The 20,463-nt window shown below is 58.7% G+C and carries 20 protein-coding genes; 5 read left to right on the forward strand and 15 right to left on the reverse strand.

Going from position 1 to position 20,463, the window contains the following annotated elements; genetic code table 11:
• Positions 1-2: 2 nt before the first annotated feature.
• Both AC13DD_RS20445 and AC13DD_RS20450 read right to left on the reverse strand, forming a co-directional pair.
• Positions 3-1,385 (reverse strand): CmpA/NrtA family ABC transporter substrate-binding protein, encoded by a 1,383-nt coding sequence (locus AC13DD_RS20445; RefSeq protein WP_482931660.1) that lies wholly within the window; start codon positions 1,383-1,385, stop codon positions 3-5.
• A 223-nt stretch (positions 1,386-1,608) separates the two neighbouring features.
• Complete coding sequence (locus tag AC13DD_RS20450; RefSeq protein ID WP_139043687.1) at positions 1,609-1,791, reverse strand: hypothetical protein; 183 nt, start codon at positions 1,789-1,791, stop codon at positions 1,609-1,611.
• 95 nt (positions 1,792-1,886) lie between these two features.
• Here AC13DD_RS20450 and AC13DD_RS20455 point away from each other — a divergent pair, with 95 nt between their 5' ends.
• Positions 1,887-4,532 carry a nitrate reductase gene (locus tag AC13DD_RS20455; RefSeq protein ID WP_092033118.1) on the forward strand — a complete coding sequence of 882 codons (2,646 nt, stop codon included), beginning with the start codon at positions 1,887-1,889 and terminating at the stop codon, positions 4,530-4,532.
• Here AC13DD_RS20455 and AC13DD_RS20460 read toward each other — a convergent pair.
• Positions 4,516-5,181 (reverse strand): hypothetical protein, encoded by a 666-nt coding sequence (locus tag AC13DD_RS20460; RefSeq protein WP_050898367.1) that lies wholly within the window; start codon positions 5,179-5,181, stop codon positions 4,516-4,518. The genes AC13DD_RS20455 and AC13DD_RS20460 overlap by 17 nt on opposite strands.
• Positions 5,182-5,480: 299 nt before the next feature.
• Between AC13DD_RS20460 and AC13DD_RS20465 the strand changes: the two genes are divergently transcribed.
• The gene (locus AC13DD_RS20465; RefSeq protein WP_008176946.1) at positions 5,481-6,053 is read left to right on the forward strand and encodes a type IV toxin-antitoxin system AbiEi family antitoxin domain-containing protein; all 573 of its coding nucleotides are present in this window, start codon (positions 5,481-5,483) and stop codon (positions 6,051-6,053) included.
• Between the two features lie 47 nt (positions 6,054-6,100).
• The gene (locus AC13DD_RS20470) at positions 6,101-7,006 is read left to right on the forward strand and encodes a nucleotidyl transferase AbiEii/AbiGii toxin family protein (protein WP_008176949.1); all 906 of its coding nucleotides are present in this window, start codon (positions 6,101-6,103) and stop codon (positions 7,004-7,006) included.
• A gap of 119 nt (positions 7,007-7,125) precedes the next feature.
• Here the strand turns inward: AC13DD_RS20470 and AC13DD_RS20475 are convergent, their stop codons facing one another.
• The 10 genes from AC13DD_RS20475 to AC13DD_RS20520 all read right to left on the reverse strand — a co-directional run bounded on the left by AC13DD_RS20475 (position 7,126) and on the right by AC13DD_RS20520 (position 14,455).
• The gene (locus AC13DD_RS20475; RefSeq protein WP_273084176.1) at positions 7,126-7,449 is read right to left on the reverse strand and encodes a hypothetical protein; all 324 of its coding nucleotides are present in this window, start codon (positions 7,447-7,449) and stop codon (positions 7,126-7,128) included.
• Positions 7,450-7,552: 103 nt separating this feature from the next.
• The gene (locus AC13DD_RS20480) at positions 7,553-8,002 is read right to left on the reverse strand and encodes a hypothetical protein (RefSeq protein ID WP_139043688.1); all 450 of its coding nucleotides are present in this window, start codon (positions 8,000-8,002) and stop codon (positions 7,553-7,555) included.
• Between the two features lie 10 nt (positions 8,003-8,012).
• Complete coding sequence (locus tag AC13DD_RS20485) at positions 8,013-8,360, reverse strand: hypothetical protein (RefSeq protein ID WP_139043689.1); 348 nt, start codon at positions 8,358-8,360, stop codon at positions 8,013-8,015.
• A gap of 53 nt (positions 8,361-8,413) precedes the next feature.
• A complete protein-coding gene (locus tag AC13DD_RS20490) occupies positions 8,414-8,932 on the reverse strand; it encodes an Hcp family type VI secretion system effector (RefSeq protein WP_008176957.1) in 519 nt (172 codons plus the stop codon).
• 214 nt (positions 8,933-9,146) lie between these two features.
• Complete coding sequence (locus AC13DD_RS20495) at positions 9,147-10,871, reverse strand: bifunctional protein-serine/threonine kinase/phosphatase (protein WP_482931661.1); 1,725 nt, start codon at positions 10,869-10,871, stop codon at positions 9,147-9,149.
• 77 nt (positions 10,872-10,948) lie between these two features.
• Entirely contained in the window at positions 10,949-11,797 is an 849-nt protein-coding gene (locus AC13DD_RS20500; RefSeq protein WP_008176963.1) for a formate/nitrite transporter family protein, read from the reverse strand.
• Between the two features lie 337 nt (positions 11,798-12,134).
• A complete protein-coding gene (locus AC13DD_RS20505; RefSeq protein WP_482931662.1) occupies positions 12,135-12,881 on the reverse strand; it encodes an energy transducer TonB in 747 nt (248 codons plus the stop codon).
• A complete protein-coding gene (locus tag AC13DD_RS20510; RefSeq protein WP_064229296.1) occupies positions 12,878-13,288 on the reverse strand; it encodes an ExbD/TolR family protein in 411 nt (136 codons plus the stop codon). Before AC13DD_RS20510 ends, AC13DD_RS20505 begins: the two co-directional genes overlap by 4 nt.
• Positions 13,285-13,680 (reverse strand): ExbD/TolR family protein, encoded by a 396-nt coding sequence (locus AC13DD_RS20515; protein WP_273069148.1) that lies wholly within the window; start codon positions 13,678-13,680, stop codon positions 13,285-13,287. The genes AC13DD_RS20510 and AC13DD_RS20515 overlap by 4 nt, the downstream gene beginning before the upstream one ends.
• Positions 13,667-14,455 carry a MotA/TolQ/ExbB proton channel family protein gene (locus tag AC13DD_RS20520; RefSeq protein WP_482931663.1) on the reverse strand — a complete coding sequence of 263 codons (789 nt, stop codon included), beginning with the start codon at positions 14,453-14,455 and terminating at the stop codon, positions 13,667-13,669. The genes AC13DD_RS20515 and AC13DD_RS20520 overlap by 14 nt, the downstream gene beginning before the upstream one ends.
• A gap of 187 nt (positions 14,456-14,642) precedes the next feature.
• On the opposite strand from AC13DD_RS20520, the gene AC13DD_RS20525 reads away from it, so the two are divergent.
• Positions 14,643-16,985 (forward strand): sensor domain-containing diguanylate cyclase, encoded by a 2,343-nt coding sequence (locus tag AC13DD_RS20525; RefSeq protein ID WP_104270584.1) that lies wholly within the window; start codon positions 14,643-14,645, stop codon positions 16,983-16,985.
• Here the strand turns inward: AC13DD_RS20525 and AC13DD_RS20530 are convergent.
• On the reverse strand, positions 16,968-17,738 hold the full coding sequence (locus tag AC13DD_RS20530; protein ID WP_482931664.1) for a sulfite exporter TauE/SafE family protein: 771 nt from the start codon (positions 17,736-17,738) through the stop codon (positions 16,968-16,970). The genes AC13DD_RS20525 and AC13DD_RS20530 overlap by 18 nt on opposite strands.
• Complete coding sequence (locus AC13DD_RS20535; RefSeq protein ID WP_069182571.1) at positions 17,717-18,856, reverse strand: lysozyme family protein; 1,140 nt, start codon at positions 18,854-18,856, stop codon at positions 17,717-17,719. The genes AC13DD_RS20530 and AC13DD_RS20535 overlap by 22 nt, the downstream gene beginning before the upstream one ends.
• Positions 18,857-18,908: 52 nt before the next feature.
• Here AC13DD_RS20535 and AC13DD_RS20540 point away from each other — a divergent pair, with 52 nt between their 5' ends.
• Positions 18,909-20,396, forward strand: a complete 1,488-nt coding sequence (locus tag AC13DD_RS20540; RefSeq protein ID WP_136630407.1) for an amidase — start codon at positions 18,909-18,911, stop codon at positions 20,394-20,396.
• Positions 20,397-20,463 lie beyond the last annotated feature (67 nt).

Raw genomic sequence — 20,463 nt, forward strand, 5'->3', positions numbered from 1 at the left:
GGTTACGGGGTTTGCGTACCTTTCAGGCCGATCTCGAAACTGTCGATATAGGCGTTGGGTGTTCGGGGGGTGAAGGCGATACCGTCAATCAGCTCGCCCTGTTGCGGGCGCTGAAAGTTCTCGGCATCGAAGTCCGGAAAATCCTTGGCCTTCAGCGTGCCGTCGGCAATCAGTGAACGAGCTGCCTGCTCGTAGATGTCGGCCCGGTAAACCCTGGCTGCGGTTTCCATGTACCAGTCGTCCGGCTTGGCCTCGGGGATCTGGCCCCACCGGCGCATCTGGGTGAGATACCAGATGGCATCAGACGGATAGGGGTAGGTGGCGTGATACCGGAAGAAGACATTGAAGTCCGGAACCTCGCGAATGTCGCCTTTTTCATACTCGAAGGTGCCGGTCATGGAGTTGGCGATCACCGCCTTATCGGCACCCACGTAGCTGGGCCGGGCCAGGATTTTTACGGCCTCGTCCCGGTTGGCGTTGTTGTTCTCATCCAGCCAGTGGGCGGCCCGAATCATGGCGCGCAAAAGTCGCAGGTGGGTGTTGGGATAGTCTTCGGCCCACTGCCGGGTAACCCCAAAGACCTTTTCCGGGTTATTCGGCCAGATTTCGTAATCGGTGATCACCGGCACGCCGATGCCCATGAAAACCGCTTGCTGATTCCACGGCTCACCCACGCAGTAGCCCTGGATGGTGCCCGCCTCCATGGTGGCGGGCATCTGCGGCGGCGGAGTTACGGACAGATGCACGTCGGCTTCCAGGGTGCCGCTGGTGTCGCCGCGCTGGGGCGCGTAGTAGCCGGGATTCAGGCCACCGGCCGCCAGCCAGTAGCGAAGCTCGTAATTATGGGTGGACACGGGAAACACCATGCCCATCCGGAACCGTTCGCCCCGATCCCGGGCTGCTTCCACGACCGGCCGCAGCGCGCTGGCGCTAATGGGATGTTCGGGCCTGCCGTCGGCATTGTCGGGGATGTGCTGGCTCATGGTGTCCCAGACATCGTTTGAAACCGTAATGCCATTGCCGTTCAGGTCCATGCTGAAGGCCGTGATGATATCGGCCCGGGTGCCGTAGCCGATGGAGGCGCCAAGAGGCTGGCCAGCGAGCATATGGGCGCCATCCAGTTCTCCGGTGATGACCCGGTCCAGCAGCACCTTCCAGTTCGCCTGCGCTTCAAGTTCCACGAAAAGGCCTTCGTCCATAAAGAAGCCCTGTTCCCAGGCAATCGCCAGGGGCGCCATATCGGTCAGCTTGATAAAGCCGAGCTTGAGGTCCGGCTTCTCGGCCGGACCAATTTCCGCGTGAGTCCCCGTGCTGACTGTCCAGAAGGTGGCTGTTAGCAGAATTCGAGTGAGCCAGCGGGCGGTTCTTCGTGTGAGCGTGTACATGGATATACCTCATTCTGTTTGGCCCAAATGCAAAAACGCCCGCTCTCCGTTACCGGAAAGCAGGCGCCTGTGCCTGGGGATCAGTTTTCTGTTGAGTCGTAACGCGCGTCTCTGTTTATAGTCTTGCACGGGCCGTGCCATCTCGGCTGGTCTCAATAAAACAACGAGTTAGGAGAGTTCTTCGAGGAGGCGGCAGGTATGGTGAGCGGGCATTCGTCTGGTTTTAGTGCGTGGTAGGCCAGGTTTGCACCACTTTGATACCGGATTTGATGGTTGGCCCGGAGCCTTGGCGCATTGATGCGGGGCTGAAATCCTCGAGAGCCGCCATAGTCGGTGTCTGGCAGAGCCCGGAGCCGCCCTTGATCGGAATGGCCCTGTTATTGCAGCCGGTAATGCGACTGTTCAAGACAACCTGATTCCATTGGCAAAGAAGCCCGCCCCTGATGCGCCTCCAAGGCATCCGGATTGGCGGGCTTTTTTTATGAAACCCGAGGAGGTGCTGTGACCGGTACCAACAAAAAACCGGCGACGGTTCAAACCACCTGCCCGTATTGCGGTGTGGGTTGTGGAGTGAGCGCAACGCCATCTGCGACCCGCGGGGATGAGACACATCCGGCGAATCTGGGGCGCCTTTGCGTGAAGGGCTCTGCCTTACACGAAACGCTGACTCCTGATGGACGACTGTTGCGGCCTGTTGTTCACGGTCGTGAAAGTGCCTGGCCGCAGGCAGTGGCGGAAGTGGCCCGACGGATTCGTGAATCAGTGGCGCTTCATGGGCCCCGGTCTGTGGCCTTCTATCTCTCCGGTCAGTTATTGACGGAAGATTATTACGTGGCCAACAAACTCGCCAAGGGGTTTATCCGCACACCCAACGTGGATACCAATTCCCGCCTGTGCATGTCGTCTGCCGTTGCAGCCCATAAAAGGGCCTTTGGCGGGGATCTGGTTCCCGGCTGTTATGAAGACCTGGAGTTGGCCAACCTGTTGGTGCTGGCCGGCAGCAATGCGGCCTGGGCGCATCCGGTGCTCTATCAGAGAATGCAGGCTTCGGCGCGACCCGGTCGCCGGGTCGTAGTGATTGATCCCCGTAAAACCGCGACCAGCGATCTGGCGGATTTGCATCTGGCCATCCGCCCCGGGACCGATACGGTGCTGTTCAATGGCTTACTGGTCTGGCTGGCCGACCAGCAGGCTGTTGATAATGGCTATCTGGAGGACCATTGTGAGGGTTTCGACGCCAGCCTCAGCGCTGCCAGAATCGCGGCACCCTCTTCCGAAGCGGTGTCCAGGATCTGTGAACTGCCGGTAGAAGATGTCATTGCCTTTTACCGATGGTTCGCAGAAGAACAGCGCACGGTGACGGCGTTCTCCCAGGGCATCAACCAGTCCTCAGCCGGCACCGATAAAGGCAACGCCATTATCAACTGCCATCTGGCCACAGGCCGGGTGGGAAAGCCCGGCGCCAGCCCCTTTTCCCTGACCGGCCAACCCAATGCCATGGGTGGCCGGGAAGTGGGTGGGCTGGCCAACACCCTTGCCGCTCATATGGATTACGACAGACCGGATGCCCGGGACCGCGTGGCCCGGTTCTGGGAGACCGAGGCGGTCGCAGATGGACCGGGCATGAAAGCCGTCGACCTGTTCGATGCGGTTGAGCGGGGTGATATCAAGGTGTTGTGGATCATGGCCACCAACCCTGCGGTCAGTTTGCCGGAGACCCATCGTATTCGGCGGGCTCTGGACCTGTGCCCGACTGTCATTGTGTCTGATTGCGTCAGGGACACAGACACCGCTCGCCATGCGGACATCCTGTTGCCGGCGGCAGGTTGGGGTGAGAAAGACGGCACGGTTACCAATTCCGAACGCTGCATTTCCCGTCAGCGGCGCTTTTTGCCGTTGCCCGGAGAGGCCCGGCCCGACTGGTGGATCGTCAGTGCGGTGGCCCGCGCCCTGGGACACCAGGCGGGCTTTGACTATGGGAAGCCCGCGGACATTTTCCGGGAACATGCCCGGTTGTCGGGGTTCGAGAACGCCGGTCAGCGTTTCTTTGATATTTCCGGGCTGGCGGAGTTGAGCAATGAACAATACGAGTTGCTTGAGCCTGTCCAATGGCCGGTTACCGGGGCGGCGTCTGATTCCAGGCGACTGTTCACTGACGGTCGGTTCGCGACCGCCAACGGGCGCGCTCGACTGATGCCAGTTGCCTCTCGATTACCGGCCAGGAATCCGAATGAAGCGTTTCCGTTGATCGTGAATACCGGCCGTATCCGGGACCAGTGGCACACCATGACCCGGACAGCCCGGTCCAGCCGGTTGCTGGCCCATCGCCCCGAGCCGTTCATTGAGGTGCATCCCGAGGATATTCGGGCGCTTTCCCTCACCCCGGGGGCATTGGCAACACTGAAGAGTGCCCATGGGCACTTTGTCGGCCGGGTGCGCAGTGCGCCGGAGCAGCGGCGTGGTGAGGTGTTTGTGCCGATCCACTGGAACGATCAGTTCACCGGGCAGGGTCTGGCTACAGCGCTTACTGACAGCCTGGTAGACCCGATATCCGGGCAACCGGAAGCCAAGCACGGTCGTGCTACCCTCACCCACTGGCCTGCCCGTTGGTATGGACGTTTGCTGGTGCGACGGGATCGTCCAAAACGCTGGAAGGCAGACTACTGGGCCCAACAGGTTCTGCCCGATTGCGATAGCTGGATCGTGGCGGGGCAGTGCAAAATGGATTGGAAAAGTGCTGTGCCAGACTGGCTCGGCGGCCAGCCGCAGCTGGTGATGGAAGATGTCCGCGAAGGCCGCTTCCGGGCGGCGCGGTTGCGCAATGGTCAGTTGGAGGCGGTACTCATGGTGGATCGTGACGCGGCTGCCTTGCCATCCGTGGACTGGCTGGTCAGCTGCTTTAGTCAGCCAGAGCTCGACGAGGCGAGCCGGCGCGGCCTGCTGGCGGCAAAGGCCGTCGATGGGGATGATGCTGGCAACCTGGTTTGCAGCTGCTTCCAGGTTGGGGACCGACAGATTCAGCAGGCAATTGGGCGGGGTGCCAACAGCGTCGATGCCCTCGGCCGTGAGCTCAAGTGTGGCACCAACTGTGGGTCCTGTGTGCCGGAGATACGGAGCCTCCTGGTTGCCTCTACCGAGGTGGTGTAAGCGGGCTTAGCATCTGCACAGGCACTCTGTATCGCACCCCTTTCGAGTGCCCGATGCCGTCCACGGTGCAGGTCTTTCGATTGACCCGAATGATCTGCCCGTGCAGTTCCCGCCGGCCGGCACCAAAACGCACGGTATCGCCCACCTGCCAGTGGGCCATCTGTTGCCTTGTGTCCACAGGCTCGAAGGGCGTATCCGGTAGCGCCAGACCCTGTTCCCTCGCCTCATCTGCCAGGGCCTTACGGGTCGCTTGCGCCGCCCCGTTCTCGTGCAACTCATCCAGAATGGTATAGAAATGGCGGTTGTGCACAGAGCCCCGATATCGCTGGCCGGCACTTTGCTGCAGGAGATGGGCAAACTCGTGGCAGCAGGTGTGTGCCAACAGATTCAGAGTGCTCAGTTCCCCGCCAAAGTACCCCCGTTTCCGGATCTCTCGGCCTGACAGCCAGCCGCTCGCCGTCTCCGGCTGGTGCTTGGCGGCAATCATGCGGGCACCGTAGGTGATCAGGTGTTGCCCGTCTCGAGAATCGTAACGGTGATAGGTGGCCTGGCCGGACCCAACCCGGCAATGCAGGACGCTGCCCGGATTGCGTTCCCGGACCCATTGCTCCGCCGGTTGCCAGAGCCAGTCCCGGGTGACGGCGCACATGAGTTCGCCAAGGCTGATGGCGGTCTGGGTTGGTAGGGGCGTTTTCTGCAAACTTGGGTACCTGGCTACTTCACGGATGCGTAATACCAAACAAGCTTAACGTTCGAATTTACGGTTTGCTATGGTCTGGCTCGGCAATATTATGCGGTGGTACTGATTATCGACCTTGGGAAAGGTCCAGCAAAGCCGACACTTGAATGACCTATGCCATTCAGACAAACTGTCACCATATATAAATAAGTGGTGACGATTTGTCTGGCTCCGACTCCGCCCGATCTTCCAGGGCAAAACTCCAAACCATGTTCCGTCAACGCGGCGGTCAGCTCCGCCTGACAGAAGCGCTGGCTCGGGGCTTTAGCCGGTACCAGTTCTATCAGCTTCGGGACGAGGGGCTGATTGAGCCGGTCAGCCGTGGCATTTACCGGCTGGCGGACCTGCCCTCAATAGAGAACCCGGATCTGGTGGCTGCCGCTACCCGTTTTCCCAATGCGGTGCTTTGCCTGATTTCCGCGCTGGCCTGGCACGACATTACTACACAGATTCCCCATCAGGTGCATCTGGCGGTGGAGCGGGATGCCCGTTTGCCGGTGCTGGATTATCCGCCGGTAGCCGGGTACCGGTTCTCCGGGCGGGCCTTTAGTGAAGGCATTGAACAGGTTGACGTGGATGCCATCACCCTGAACGTCTACAACCCGGAGAAAACCCTGGCCGACTGTTTCAAGTTCCGGAATCGAATCGGCATGGATGTGGTTCTGGAGGCGTTGGATCTATACCGCACCCGCAAAAACTTCCGTCCAGGAAAACTGATGGAATATGCCAGAATCTGCAGGGTCGCCAATGTCATGGCACCCTACTTGGAAGCCAAGCTGTGAACAGAATCATCCTGGCGATGGAATAAAAAGAGTGAAAGGAGATCACGGTGGCACAAAACACTGCTGCGTCCGTTCGGCAGAGATTGCTGAATAAGTCCCGGGAAGAAAAGCGTCGCTTTGATGAACTGCTGCAGTATTACGCCATGGAGCGGTTTCTTTACCGGTTGAGTCAGTCGCCCCATAACCGCTGCTTTACCCTCAAAGGTGCGCTGATGTTCTGGGCAATGCAGGGGCCGAACAGCAGACCGACACGGGATATCGATATGTCGGGCCAGACCAGCAATGATCCAGAGGCTATTTTGGCCCAGGTGGGCGAGATTATTGCGACTGAGGTGCCGGATGATGGCTTGCGATTTGATCCGGATACCCTGAAGGCGGAGACCATTACCGAAGATGCAGACTATCAGGGGCTAAGGGTGACCTTCAGCGGTTTTCTCGACAACGCCAGGATTCCAATGCAACTGGACATTGGCTTTGGCGATCCCATATTTCCGTTCCCATCCTGGCTGGAGTTCCCGGGCTTGCTGGATTTTCCAACTGCACGGATTAAGTGCTACACCCCGGAATCGTCGATTGCTGAGAAGTTCCAGGCGATGGTCAACCTTGGCGAACTGAACAGCCGGATGAAGGACTTTTACGATATCTGGCTGCTTTCGCGTCAGCACGAGTTCCGGTTGGAAAATCTCGAGGGGGCGGTTGAGGGCACCTTCCGAAAGCGTGGGACAGCAATCCCTGAAACCAGTCCCTTTTCTGCCGCTTTTATGGACAGCAAGCAACCACAGTGGCGGGCTTTCCGTAAGCGCCTTGGCCAAGAACATGTGCCAGAGGCTTTTTCGGAGGTAGTAGAGGCGGTGGTTGAGTTCCTCGGCCCTTTGATGCTGAGCAGAGACGTGGACGCGCCCAAGGAAATTTGGTGCCCACCCGGTCCATGGAGTCGGCAGGCTTATGGCTAGTCTTATTTCGGAAGACAGTATCAAGCAAGAACTTTTGCAGCGCTTGCAGCATATTTACGGCTCCAATGGGCTGGACCGTCATACCGAAAAGCTGGAAAACCTGACATAGACAGCATAGATCATTCGCGTGTTTTACTGACAGACAAAGAAGATAGAACTTCGCCGAACACGTCATCCTGAGTACTAATGGTAATCCATGAAGAAGGGTGTTCCGAGGTCGCGATAAATGCAGTGGTGTAGCCTTTGACGGTGACCGAGAAGCCGTAGGCGCTGCCACCCAAATCCAACTTTTTGACCTTACCAGAGTATTGTTGCGTTTCGAAAGGCTGCACTTCGATAGCATCAAACCGACTCTTACTGAGTTCGAACGTCAGATCGTTGGAGGTGCGAAACTCAATGGATGCCTGGTCAGTTACAGCACAACCTGAGACCAGGCTGGCCAAAACAATCCTTAAAATTATGAATCTTCTCATTACCGGTTGTATTTCGACGTAAAGCTGCTGGAAGGCTGCTGAATTCGGGACTCGGGTGAGTGGTAGCTATGCATTATTCTGAAATCTTCGCGCCATTTATCCGCAATGACGTTGAGCTTTCAACTGGGCCCTGGAAGGTAATAAGCGATTGAGCTTGGCCGTTCGGTACAATAAATACGGTTCTAAAGTCCCCCTGAACTACTCCAAATACCTGAGCTTCGGGAATTTGCTCCATCCAAATTGGTTTACTTGAACCCTGATTGGCACTCTCAAAAAGCGTCGTTGAGGTGTCAATCGCTGAACTTGAGCTTACTGTACTTGGAATCTCCTCCGATCTGACAAAACCTACGACCCGGTTGTTTCTCAAAAATACAAGCTCGCCATCCCTCATCTTCACAGAGGAGAACATCTTTTCTGGTACTTCTATAGCTAGTTCGCTGTATGGTTGAATGACCAATGAAGATTGGGATGCGCAGCCGGAGAGAAGAAGTAAAAATGATAAAGCTAGGGCTATCCTTGCCATGGTGGGAGTCTCATCTCAATGTCGTTTCGATAGAGGATCTGAACTGGCCAGAACGAACAGTTCGGCAAATCCAGCTTACCTTCACTTCGTTCTGCAAAAAAGGTTTCCCTGCCTCGCGAATCAGGCGTAAAGCCCATTTTGTGATCCTGCGTGTTGGTCGTAGTAGGTCCTGTGGAGAAGGAACAGCATCAACCCATCTACTACAATCGACGGTTTCCACGAGCATATGGGCGATAGCGCGCACGGTTTCTTCGGTTACGCTGCTTTCAGTGAATCCTGAAGCAACAGAATGGCCGTAGAACGCCTTCATGATGGCTCTGATTTTATCAATGTCTTCGGCCGACAATTGACTATCCATTTTTTTCATCCCTGCAAAGGCAGAAGGACCCCTGCGGGGCCCTTCTGGCGTGATTACGCCTCGATCGGCGAACGCCAGTCGTCAGCACCGGAAGTACCGGCAACGGCGTGCTCCCAGGTTACCTTGCGGTAGGACAGGGAAACGGTGACCAGCTGGGTGAAGTCGGCGTTGCCGGCGTCCTGGCAGTGGGGCATGTTGCAGTTGATGTCGATAATGGTCGCATCTTCGAGGATGGTGGAGAAGAAGTGCTCCTGCTTGCCCTCAACGGAGGTGCGGTACCACTTCAGCTCGACCTTGGGCAGCATCTCGCCGGAGGCCAGGGCGTTGTACATCAGCGGGGTGGCCTTGTTCAGGGCGGAGGTGAACTTGAACGGTTTGTGCACGCGCTGGCCGGAAGGCTGACCGGACTGGGGATCGGTCGGTACGGTAACGACGTGGCTGAATTCCTGAACCAGCACTTCGTCTTCGTGGCCTTCCACGTAGATGTTACCGACGGAATCGGAAGTGAATGCGCCGGCAGTAATGTTGCCCTGGGTCTGGCCTTCGATGCTGATATAACAAGGAGTTGGCATAGTCTGCTCCATGACTTGTGAATGAATAGTGTCCCCGGGGTGTTCCCTGGACGCCGACTTTCATTACAAAGCCCGTGCCATAAGAGGTAATGGCAATAAAAACAGGATTTTAGCGTTTCTGTTGGTGATGCTCGAGGCGTGCCAGGCAATCCCGCGCCCGAACGCCAGGCGACGAATTGCTGGCGGGGCAAGAATTTGCTCGGTAATGCTCGCTTCAGCCCAGGCCGAGGGCTGCCAGCAATGCCAGGAGCAATAACCCGGATACACCCTGCCAGAAGGCCACGGGATTGCGCTCTATCAGTGGCGGCCGATGACGCTTGTGCCAGTCGACGGATGGGTGTCGCAGCTTGTACAGGTATTCCGAGAGCGCCGGGTAACGTCTGTGGGCCTGAGGGTGAACCGCTTTTTCAATGGCATCGTCGACCCAGGCGGGAAGATTCTCACGTAAGTGTCTCGCGGGCCGGTAGTTCAGCCCGCGAAGCTGGTTCCGGCTATGGATTTTCGGTACTTCCGCGCCATAGGGAAGCTGGCCGGTGAGCAACTGGTAGGTAATCACGCCCAGGGAGAACTGGTCTGATAGCCAGCTGCCGGGCTCGCCGAGAAAGGTCTCAGGGGCACTGTAAAGGGCGGCCCCCCGAGGAACCGCCTGTTCGCCGATCTCAGAGTCCTCAAGGCCGGCGACCCGGGTGGCACCGAAATCAATCAGCGTGACAGTGCCATGGGGATCCACCAGCACGTTTTCCGGCTTCAGGTCCTGATGCACCATTTCAAGCCGGTGGAATGCCCTCAAGCCTTTACCAATCTGCTCAACGAGATCACGCACGGTATCAAGTGTCGGAGCCGGGTTGTCCAGCATCCATTGCCGCAAGGTACAGCCTTCCACGAACTCTGTGGCCTGGTAGAGAAAGCTGGGTCGTTGGCTGGACTGGAACGGTCTTGCGACATGAGCGCTGCTGATTCGCCTGGCAATCCACTGCTCGGTGGAAAACTGTTCCAGGTAGACCGGATCGTGTCTCTGTTCCAGTGAGGGCATCTTCAGCACCACCCGGGTATCGGTTTCCTCATCCACCGCCAGGTAGACATGGCTGCGGCTGCTGGCGTGAATCTGTCTCAGAATCCGGTAACCGTCCAGATGTTGGCCCGGCTGAAGTTCCGGCGCAAAGGGCAGCTGGGCCAGCTGGTGAAACAGCTCGCTGCTTTCCGGAACCGCGGGGACTGAGTTCACCCGGATGATCTGGGCGGTCAGGTTGTCATCACTGCCCTGTTCGAGGGCCTGGGCTGCCAACCGGCGGGCGGCAGCGTCCAGATCATCGCCAGATTCCCGGATGATACCGGCCATGGTTCGCTCATCCAGGTGCTCATGGATGCCGTCGGTCGCCAGCAAAAAGGTATCGCCGGGCTGGATCGGCAGGCTTCGATAATCGATATCCAGTTGATGGCCAATGCCCATGGCCCGGGTCAGGCAGCTCTCTTCCGGGGAGAGCCAGAGCCGGTGATCGGTGCTGAGCTGTTCAAGTTGGTCGTGGTGAACCCGGTAGATGCGGGTGTCGCCGATATGAAACAGATGTGCGGTGGCGGACCTGAGCACCATCACGCTCAGGGTACAGACATAGCCTCGGTCGCGGTCATAGCGGTATTGGCTTTGCCGGGTCTGGGCATGAAGCCAGGCATTGGTTGCGAGCAGCACCCGTTGGGCGGACTGTTTCACCGACCAGCTTTCCGGAGTGGAAAAGTAGTCGCTGAGGAAACCCGCGACGGCGGACTCGCTGGCAATCTGGCTGACATTGCTGGAGCTGATGCCGTCGGCGATGGCAACGGCGATGCCTTTGGTGATCAGCTGGTGGCCCTTTGGCACCAGTAAACCGTGGAAGTCCTGGTTGACTGGTTTGACGCCAGCGTCGGAGTACTGGCCGGCGGAAACGGAAAGGGAGCTGGTCATTGGGAAACGGCATTTCCTCGATCAAGGAAAAAGCAACTCCGGCGGGTGCGGCAGCCGGAGTTGCAGGACGCCCCGACTCAGTTGGTACGGGCCAGGGCAGCGTCGTTGTAGGTTTCCGCAACCTTGCGCTTGGGCGCGGTGCGCACATGGGTGGTGTAGAGGGTCAGGCCGGTAAAGGCGAGGCCGCCAACCAGGTTACCCAGAACGGTGGGAATCTCGTTCCACCACAGGTAGTCCATCACCGAGAACTCGCCGCCCATGATGATGGCAGACGGGAACAGGAACATGTTCACGATGGAGTGCTCGAAACCCATGAAGAAGAACAGCATGATGGGCATCCACATAGCCAGTACCTTGCCACTGACGCTGGTGGAAATCATGGCGCCAACCACGCCCATGGAGACCATCCAGTTGCACAGCATGCCGCGAATGAAAATGGTGGCCCAGCCGGCAGCACCGAACTCCGCGTAGCCAAGCGTGCGCGCTTCACCAACACTGGCGATCTTCGCGCCAACGGCACCGGGATCGGTATTGAAACCGTAGGTGAAGATAAACGCCATCATGAAGGCGACGGTCAGTGCGCCGCCCAGGTTGCCAAGGAATACCCAACCCCAGTTGCGCAGTATGGCTGCCGGGGTCACTCCGGGGCGTTTATCAAGCAATGCCAGGGGCGTGAGCATGAACACCCCGGTTAGCAGGTCAAAGCCCATCAGGTAGAGCATGCAAAACCCGATAGGGAACAGGATAGCGCCGATCAGAAAGACTCCGGTCTCGACCGCTACAGTGATGGCAAACGCTGCAGCCAGCGCCAGAATGGCGCCGGCCATAAAAGCCCGGATCAGGGTGTCCCGGGTAGACATGTAGATCTTGGATTCGCCGGCGTCGACCATTTTGGTGACGAATTCCGAAGGCACGATGTAAGACATAGTGTTTTCCTCTGACTTCTATCGGATGACCAGACTTTTGAAACGGCCATAAAAAAACGGCGATACCCGCTGCCTGCAATCTGCAGGTGCAAGTAGACGCCGTCGTCTGAATAAATCTGTCGCTGTGAACAGAACCGACATTGGTTCCGCTGTCTGAGAAGTTGCAGAGACTGTGCCAGAATCGCAGGTTGCCAGGAAACCGGAATTAAATCAGAAGGGTAAGAATTTTCGTGCTGTGGTTGCCGGGCTCGGCAGAAGAGGCGACCTCCGCTCTCACGCACCTGATCGGTGCGTTCCCATTGACCGCTGCTGCAACCTGGCGCAGCAGGGCAACGTCTCAGCGAAGACTGAAGCGTACGGGCAAGGCGTAGCGGAATTTCTGGCCTGCAATTGCTTCCGGCACTGATGGCAGAGGCGCTGCCTGTTCGAGCATGGCCAGCGCCGACTCGTCCAGAAGCTGATGTCCGGAGCTGGTTCTGAGGCTGTGGGCCACCAGGGATCCGTCCCGTTGAAACTCGAACACAATCACGGGTGTGCCTTCCTGGCCAAGGCGCCTCGCCCTGCGTGGATATTCATAGTATCGGGCAAGATGGCGGCTGAGTTTGGACAGGTAATTATCCACTTCCGATCTAACGCCAGCGTTTTGCAGTGCAACGGTCGCCTGTGACTGTTTCTCTGTTGCAGTCTCTGCCGGATCACCGCTCGGTGTTTCCGCTTCCGCGACCTCTTCGGCAACCTCTGGCTCGGGCGTTGGTTCCGTTATCGGTTCAGGCTCAGGTTCCGGCTCAGGTTCTGGCTCGGGCTCAGGCTCAGGCTCGGGCTCGGGCTCGGGTTCGGGCTTGGGTTCAGGTTCAGGTTCAGGCTGTGGCTTCGGCTCTGGTTTTGGCTTTGGCGCGGCGTCGGGTTTCGGCTCGGGTTCGCCAGCCAGCTTGATTCGGATGGCTGGCGCTGTGTTGACCGCGGATTCGCCCAGGGTGTTGAGTTCCACCGTCTCTTCGGGAGCGGCGATCGCCAGGGCGACGAAGGTCACTACGATTGCGAGCAGCAGAAGTGCCCACCGGAAGGGCGGCTTTTGCGGCATCATCGGGCGGGCTCCGTCAACAGCAGGATATCCTGGTATCCGCCCTGCTCCAGCAAGCGGAAGAGTGTTTCCAGGTCTGCCATGGTGATGCTCTCGGCAGCGGCAATTTTCAGGGGCTGCTGGCCATCAGGTTCCGGCAGCCTGGCAACCAGGGATTCCTTGTTGAGCAGCTCACCGTCGACCTTCCAGTCTCCGTTGGCGCTTACAATCATGTCCGCATGAGGAGACTGACGGTCTTCGCCCTGCTCGGTGGCGGGCAATTCGGGCAGTGGGTCATCGGCAAGCTGGCCGGCAACGATGAAAAACATCAACAGCAGGAAGACCAGGTTGATCAACGGCAGAAGCGCATCCTCCACGCGTTCCATCAGGGTTTTGCCGGAGGTAAACGGAGGTGGAACCAGATCGCTCATGGTGTCGTTGCGTTTGTCCGCTTCCAGTGAGTGTCGATGCCGCTGTCAGTCAAAGCGCTCAGGGCCGCGGTAAAAGCTCCCAGGGGTGTATCGCCCGTTGTTGAGAGGTTCACTTCGGTGGTACCGGCTTCAGACAGATCGGTGACCAGGCGCTCCAGGGGTAACGTCTGGCCCTGCCATCTTACGTCGCCGTTGGCCGTGACCGTCAGCTCTGGTAGCGGTTCTCCGGTGACCGGACTGCGGCTCGACGTGTTATTGGCCAATTCCAGGTAGTCCACAGGCAATAGCCGGGTGGTCAGCATAAAGAACACCAGGAGAATGAAGACCACATCGATCAGGGGCGTGATCCGGATTGGAATCGGACGGTTTGGCCTTGGCTCAACCAGTTGCATGGGCGAATCGCTGACCCCGGGCGGTTGAGTAACGGTCGGGCTCGTCGACGGCGGTTTCGGCGGCACGCTGGCTTTCCGGCGACCGGTAATCTGCTTCAACGGCGTCCAGAGTCTGCTCCGGCACGATATGCAGAATCGAAACCAGTGTGCTGTTGATGGTCTTGTGGATGCGTCGCAGCCGGAACTCGATCCATGCAGCCAGTGCAGCAAACGGTATGGCCACTACCAGGCCCGCGGCTGTAGTGGTCAGGGCTTCGTAAATACCGCCACTGAGTTGGGTGGCATTGGCACGGCCTTCGGTAGCAGCCATGGCGCTGAAGGCCTCCATCATGCCCAGTACGGTTCCCAGCAGGCCGAGAAGAGGGGCCAGGGCTGCGATGACTTCGATGATCTTCAACGGTGCCTCGAACGGCTCCAGGGCATGTTGGGCATCCCGTGCGGCGGTTTCCCGGATCTGCCGGTCGTCCTGATCGTTCTGAATGGCCTCTATCGTATCGGTGACAAGATGCTGCAGCGGATTCATCCGCCCCCAGCGGCCTGCCTGATGTCGCACTTCTGACGGCCGTACCGACGCCGGATTATTCTGCCAGTTCATTACGGTTTTTTTAAGCTGACCGGACAAACGGGGCGCATAAAGGGTTCCGATAAGCATCAGATACACGAAGGTAACGAAGCCAATGACGGCAAGCACCACCAGAACAATCATGACAGGGCCACCCATATCAATAAGTTGGGTGATCGGGCCGGCATTCAGGGGCAGAGTTAGGTCCGTCATGCGAAGAGTTCTCAATGTGCAAAAATGGAACTAAATAATAACGAATATCATTGAATTTGCAAGCGTGTAACCTGACTTCACAAAGCCCTCTGTTAGAATTGAGTTAAATGTAAGAGTTGCAAAAAGAAAGAAAAAACGGAGGTCAGATCATTACCGGTTGTCTAACCCGCTGCGGGGCCTGGAAGTCATGATGATCAGGAGATGGTTGGGTAGCCTGGCGAATCGGGCAGTGGCCCTGGTGGTTGTTGCGATCATCCTGACGGCCCTGCTGGTAACCGTTGCCGGTTTCCTGCTGAGCCGCTCCGAGCTGGAGCAGCAGGCCCGTAACCAGGTGGAAACGATTGCCACGCTTATTGCGGGGGAGCTGGACGACAAGCTGGCCCTGCGACTGGAGGCACTCAACCACGTAGCCCAGAATCTCACCATGTCCGGTGATGTTCTCAACACCAGGGCCCGGATCCTGATCCGCCGCCAAACAGCCCTGGAGCATCTGTTCGATGCGGTTTACCTGATCGATGAAAACGGTCTGGTCATAGCCGAGAATCCCGAAGATTACCGGCAGGCGGGACTGGATGTCAGTAACCGGGAGTATTTTCAGCGGATTTCCTCCACGCTCACCCCGGTGATCAGCGAGCCCTACATCTCTCACTATCAGGAAAAGCCGGCCATCATGGTGGCTGCGCCGATTTTCGACCACCGTCAGCGTTTCATTGGTGTGATTGGTGGTGCCATCGCGCTGGATGGCAACAATTTTCTGGATCAGTTCATTAACATCCGTATAGGAACGACCGGCTATCTCGGTGTGGCAACCCGCAGTGGTTTTGTGGTGGTTGACCAGCGGGACCACCAGCCCATGGCGCCGGTGCGGGTTGCGAATCCTGTACTCCGGGATGCGATGGAGGGGTTCGAGGGCACCTTGGAGACCCGCAACAGTAATGGTGAAAAGACCATCATGTCGGTGCAGCAGCTGACCCAGGTGCCCTGGTTTGTTTCCGCCTCCTGGCCTGCCCGGGAAGCCCTTGCACCAATTACACGCACGGTGGATGCCTTCGTTTGGATCCTGCTGCTGGTCATCCTCTTGATTGCGCCCGTGGCACTGTGGCGTTTCCGGCGGCTGATGGCGCCGCTCAAGACATTGGGCATCCAGATCCGTGAGCGCCACCTGGGTATGCGTTCCGATCCGGTGGATGTCGCCGGGGGTAAGGAAATCCGCCAGGTTGCCGAGATCTTTAACACGGTGACCGATGAGCGTGATGAAGTTCTGGTGTCTCTGGCAGAAAGAGAGGCATTTTTCCGTTCCCTTACCCAGAGTGCGCCCATCGGTATTGTCCAGACCGACGTCCTGGGCCGTATCGAGTTTGCCAACCCGGCTTTCGAGGCGATCGTCGGCAAACCGGCGGAAGATCTCACATACAGTTACCTGGCCGATCGTGTGGACAATGCCGACCGGCAGGAGGCGATTGCCGGTTGGAAGAATGCGATCAGGAGCCAGAGCGTTTTCCGGGGCCGGTTGAGACTGGCGGCTCCGGATCGGGTGATCTGGGCCGATGTGATGACGGCGGCAATCCAGACGCCTGAAAAGGCTCTCGGCACCATCACGGTCGTTCGCGATATATCCCATGAGCTGGAAGTGGAAGAGGCACTCAAGACCGAGCAGCAGCGCGCGGAAACCATACTCCGCGTTCTTCAGGAAGGCGTCCTGATGGTCGATGTCGAGGGGGTTATCCGGTTTGCCAACGATGCTGCCTGCCGCCTGCTGGGCATTGAGGGCGAGTGCGTGCTTAGAAACTTCTTCCAGTTGGTTACCATCGAGACGGAAGAGCGGGAACTGACGGCACAGGAGTTCCTGTCCGGGGATGACCTGGACAGCCTTTACGTCACCTTGCGGAACTCATTGGGCGTTCCCTTCCCCATAGACCTCACCATGCTGCACATTCGCCAGGGGCGAGAGGATGAGCGTCTGGTTTTCGTGCTGAGGGACGACAGCGATCGCCGTCGTCAGGAAGAACGGCTGTCCTGGGAGGCGACCCACGACAGCCTGACCCATTTGCTGAATCGGCGCGCGTTCAATGCGTCGCTGGTCCGTTGCCTGGGCGAGGCCGGGCGCCAGGAAGCACGTTCGGTGTTGATGCTCATTGACCTGGACTACTTCAAACCGGTCAATGATGAGGGCGGCCACCTGCTCGGCGACGATCTGCTTAAACGGCTCGCCGAACTGTTCAAGGAATCGGTTCGCCAGTCCGATACCGTGGCCAGACTGGGTGGGGATGAGTTCGGTATTATTCTACCGGCTTGTGGCATGGCCAGGGCCCAGGCACTGGCGGAACGGATTCGCGCCGATGTTGAAGCGCTTCGGATCGAACATGACGGCGGGTCCTTCGGTGTCACCACGAGCATTGGGCTCACGGAACTGACACCGGAAGATAGCGGCCCGAGAGAGGTCATGGCACGGGCCGATGAGGGTAGCTACATCGCCAAATCCCGGGGGCGCAATACGGTTGTCGTCGTCCCGTCACCACCAGCCGGCTGAGACACTGGCCTGCCACAGCAGACGAATGGCCAGCGCGGTCAGCACGATATTAAAGATCAGTGTGAACTTATGGTTGCTCAGGGACTTCAGTACATGGAGTCCGAGCCAGGTGCCGGCAAAGCCGCAGATGATCATGGCAATTATGAATGGCAGCCATTCGAAGAAGATGAATCCGGCGGCTCCGAATACGAGCGCCTTGGGGGCGTGCTGCAGCGTCATGGCCGTGGCGAAGGTGGCCACCGTTTTGAATCTGTCGTTATGGATCTGCTTGATGAACGCAGCGACCAGAGGCCCGGTGGCGCCCACGAACAGGCTGACAAAACTGGTCAAGGCCGACGCCACAAACACGCCCGGAGCCCCGAACGCGCCTTTTGGCAGAACCGGCCCCCAGCAAAGGTAGAGAACGAACAGGGCGATGGTCAGCTGCCAGATATGGGCCGGAAGATTCACCAGCAACCAGGCGCCCAGGGCCGCGCCTACCATGACGCCGGGCAGGAACGCGGCAATGACCCGCCAGTCCACGTGTCGCCAGGTCAGTGCTGCCCGACCAACATTGGAACCCAGCTGGATCATGCCGTGAACCGGAATAATGGCGGCGGGCGGCATCCAGCTGGCCATAAGTACCAGCAGCAGAACCCCGCCACCCGCGCCGAGACTGGCAGTGATCATCGAGGTGATGGTGGAACTGGCTAGCAGGAAAACGGCGACTGGAAGGCTCAGGCTTTCGGGTATCAGTTGGTGGAGTACTTCCATTCGCAGAATTCCGTTGATTTCAGTTTGGCCGTGCGACACAGGGCCTCGGTTGCCAGTTGAACGTCGGCCACATAGTAGAGCGACGCAAGACCGAGGCGGTCCCGCCCCAGATTGTGAAAAATCAGGCCGAAGGCAATATCGCCGGCGGTAAAGCGTTCATGGTTGGCGGCAAAATACTCTGCTGGTTGCGACAGCACTGGATCGTCCAACAACGCCTGAACCCGTCCGGCGCCGCCATGATACGCCTGAACCAATAGAAGGGTGAACAGACGGTCCCTCTTGGCTTCTGGCAGATGACCAAACCGTTGCTCGAAAACCGGTGCCAGATTGCGGGCATTCTGGTTCATCAGCCGCAGGGCGCAGTCGATCTGTGCCAGCCGATGCCAGAAATTGTTGGGGGCAATCTGGCAGTCGGACAGAGCCGCAGGTGACAGCTGCAGGATGCCCCTGGCGTTTGCCCGGGAATGGGCTCTTGCCTGTGCGCCACTCTCAATCAGGATCTGGCCCGCCAGGTAGCGGGGCAAGGCTTGTGGCAGAGTCAGGCGGTTCTGACTGCTGCGGTGCTCGTACACGTAGATCAGTGCATCATGAAGGCTTTCCGGAGCACTGCTGTCGGCAAAATTGAGGTCGTCCCAGGCGCCCCAGATCCGGTCCGCCGGCAGGGTGCCAAGATACCGCGCAACGGCCTCGTCGACGTTCACATGGGGTTGGTCGCAGGAAAGGGCGAACGGATAGCCGGTCTGGCCGGTCTCGCCGGCAACCCAGTCTTCCACCTTGTCATTCTCATACAGTGATTTTCGGGTGGTGTTCAGCAGGCGCTGGGTGGCCTCGCGGTCTTCGCCATCACTGATCCAGGCCAGAAAGCGCCCCCGCATATCGTAGAGGACGTGGCGCTCGGCACTGGCGCAATAGCCGGATTCTTTTAATACCCAGCGCCGGATGGTGAGGATGTTTTCAAATACCCCCTGGCTGACCCAGTAGGGCGAGGACCGGACCACGCGAGTCCAGTCGCTGTCTTCACTGGCCGCTGGCGGCGGGTCCTGGGCGGCAACGGCAACCGGCGCTGCCAGGATGAAAATCACGGCAAGCTGGCGTAAGCTCTTGAGAATTCTGACCATAGACGATATACCCGTGACCTTCCTCAAAACAGAATAACAAAGGGAACCTGCCATGAAGCAATCTGAATATCTTCGTTACGATGCTACCGCACTCGCTGATCTTGTCCGTCGGGGTGAGGTCACTTCAAGGGAAGTATGCGAGGCAGCGGTTGAGCGGGCAACCCGCGTGAACAGCACACTTAATGCGATCTGCTATCCGCAGTTCTCCGAGGCGCCAGCACAGCACTTCCCCGAGCAGGCGGTTTTTGCCGGCGTGCCCCTGCTGCTCAAGGACCTCGCCCAGGAGCAGGCGGGTCACCCGTGTACCTACGGCAGCCGGGGGCTGATAAAGAATATTGCGCCCCAGGATTCGGAATTTGTCCGCCGGGCACGGGACGGTGGGCTGGTTTTCCTGGGGCGAACCGCCACGCCGGAGTTTGGTCTGAAAGCGGTGACCGAGTCTGAGCTCTGGGGGCCAACCCGCAACCCCTGGAACACGGAGCTGACCCCGGGTGGCTCAAGTGGCGGCTCCGGCGCGGCGGTGGCGGCCGGCATTGTACCCATGGCCGGCGCCAACGATGGCGGCGGCTCCATCCGCATTCCAGCTGCCTACAATGGCCTGTTTGGCCTCAAGCCGTCCCGGGGACGCATTTCCTCGGGTCCCTTTATGGGTGAAGCCTGGACCGGTGCGTCTACCGACCATGTGGTCAGCCGGACGGTGAGAGACAGTGCGGCGATGCTGGATGTGCTCAGTGGGCCGGCTCCGGGCGACCCGTTCGAGATTCCCGGGCCGTCTGCGGCCTACTCCGAGCTCATGCAGCGGTCTCCGGGCAAGCTAAGAATCGGCGTGTTCACGTCTTCACCCTACAATACGGAGGTAGCACCGGAGTGCGTTGCAGCCGTGGAGGAAACGGCCCGGGTTCTCGAGAATCTGGGTCACAGGGTTGAGTATGCTGCGCCGGAATTCGACGGCATGGCCCTGGCCCGCTGCTACCTCGGCCTGTATTTCGGTGAAGTGTCGGCGCTGATGGCGAAGGCGAAAGAGCAGTTCGGCGCCACCGACAGCGATTTCGAACTGGATACCCGGCTGATCGGCATGCTTGGTGAGACGATGCCGCTGTCCGACTATGTCCGGCGGCGCCAGCAGTGGAACGAGTTTGCTAGGGCGCTGGGTGCATTTTTCGGGAGTTACGATCTCTACCTCAGCCCGACCACCGGGCAGTTGCCGGCCGCCATCGGCGAACTGGAAACGCCGGCCCACCTCAAGTTCGCTGCCCGCCTGATGCTGAAATTGAAGGCCGGCAAACTGGTTCATCGTACTGGCCAGGTGGATCAGATGGCCCTGGAAAGCCTGGCCCGGACGCCGTTTACCCAGTTGGCAAACCTGACCGGGACACCTGCCATGTCGGTACCGATGCACTGGACTGCCGAAGGTTTACCGGTCGGGGTCCAGTTTGGCGGTCCCCACGGCGCCGAAGCGACCCTGCTTCAGCTGGCGGGCCAACTGGAAGAGGCCAATCCCTGGTTCAGCAACTACGAAAGGCTTGAGGACGCGTTCTGAGGTATCCGGGGTTGTGATCCGGCTGGGGAAACTCCACGTTTATCTTTGTAGCCGGAACAGGCTATGC

Source organism: Marinobacter sp. L-13, from assembly GCF_056857715.1.

What these genes read in the sequence shown, in the direction of transcription:
- AC13DD_RS20445 (WP_482931660.1), bottom strand. Translation starts at nt 1,385, where the DNA reads ATGTACACGCTCACACGAAGAACCGCCCGCTGGCTCACTCGAATTCTG.
- AC13DD_RS20460 (WP_050898367.1), bottom strand. Translation starts at nt 5,181, where the DNA reads ATGTGCGCCGTCACCCGGGACTGGCTCTGGCAACCGGCGGAGCAATGG.
- AC13DD_RS20465 (WP_008176946.1), top strand. Translation starts at nt 5,481, where the DNA reads ATGTTCCGTCAACGCGGCGGTCAGCTCCGCCTGACAGAAGCGCTGGCT.
- AC13DD_RS20480 (WP_139043688.1), bottom strand. Translation starts at nt 8,002, where the DNA reads ATGGCAAGGATAGCCCTAGCTTTATCATTTTTACTTCTTCTCTCCGGC.
- AC13DD_RS20485 (WP_139043689.1), bottom strand. Translation starts at nt 8,360, where the DNA reads ATGGATAGTCAATTGTCGGCCGAAGACATTGATAAAATCAGAGCCATC.
- AC13DD_RS20490 (WP_008176957.1), bottom strand. Translation starts at nt 8,932, where the DNA reads ATGCCAACTCCTTGTTATATCAGCATCGAAGGCCAGACCCAGGGCAAC.
- AC13DD_RS20495 (WP_482931661.1), bottom strand. Translation starts at nt 10,871, where the DNA reads ATGACCAGCTCCCTTTCCGTTTCCGCCGGCCAGTACTCCGACGCTGGC.
- AC13DD_RS20500 (WP_008176963.1), bottom strand. Translation starts at nt 11,797, where the DNA reads ATGTCTTACATCGTGCCTTCGGAATTCGTCACCAAAATGGTCGACGCC.
- AC13DD_RS20505 (WP_482931662.1), bottom strand. Translation starts at nt 12,881, where the DNA reads ATGATGCCGCAAAAGCCGCCCTTCCGGTGGGCACTTCTGCTGCTCGCA.
- AC13DD_RS20510 (WP_064229296.1), bottom strand. Translation starts at nt 13,288, where the DNA reads ATGAGCGATCTGGTTCCACCTCCGTTTACCTCCGGCAAAACCCTGATG.
- AC13DD_RS20515 (WP_273069148.1), bottom strand. Translation starts at nt 13,680, where the DNA reads ATGCAACTGGTTGAGCCAAGGCCAAACCGTCCGATTCCAATCCGGATC.
- AC13DD_RS20520 (WP_482931663.1), bottom strand. Translation starts at nt 14,455, where the DNA reads ATGACGGACCTAACTCTGCCCCTGAATGCCGGCCCGATCACCCAACTT.
- AC13DD_RS20525 (WP_104270584.1), top strand. Translation starts at nt 14,643, where the DNA reads ATGATGATCAGGAGATGGTTGGGTAGCCTGGCGAATCGGGCAGTGGCC.
- AC13DD_RS20530 (WP_482931664.1), bottom strand. Translation starts at nt 17,738, where the DNA reads ATGGAAGTACTCCACCAACTGATACCCGAAAGCCTGAGCCTTCCAGTC.
- AC13DD_RS20535 (WP_069182571.1), bottom strand. Translation starts at nt 18,856, where the DNA reads ATGGTCAGAATTCTCAAGAGCTTACGCCAGCTTGCCGTGATTTTCATC.
- AC13DD_RS20540 (WP_136630407.1), top strand. Translation starts at nt 18,909, where the DNA reads ATGAAGCAATCTGAATATCTTCGTTACGATGCTACCGCACTCGCTGAT.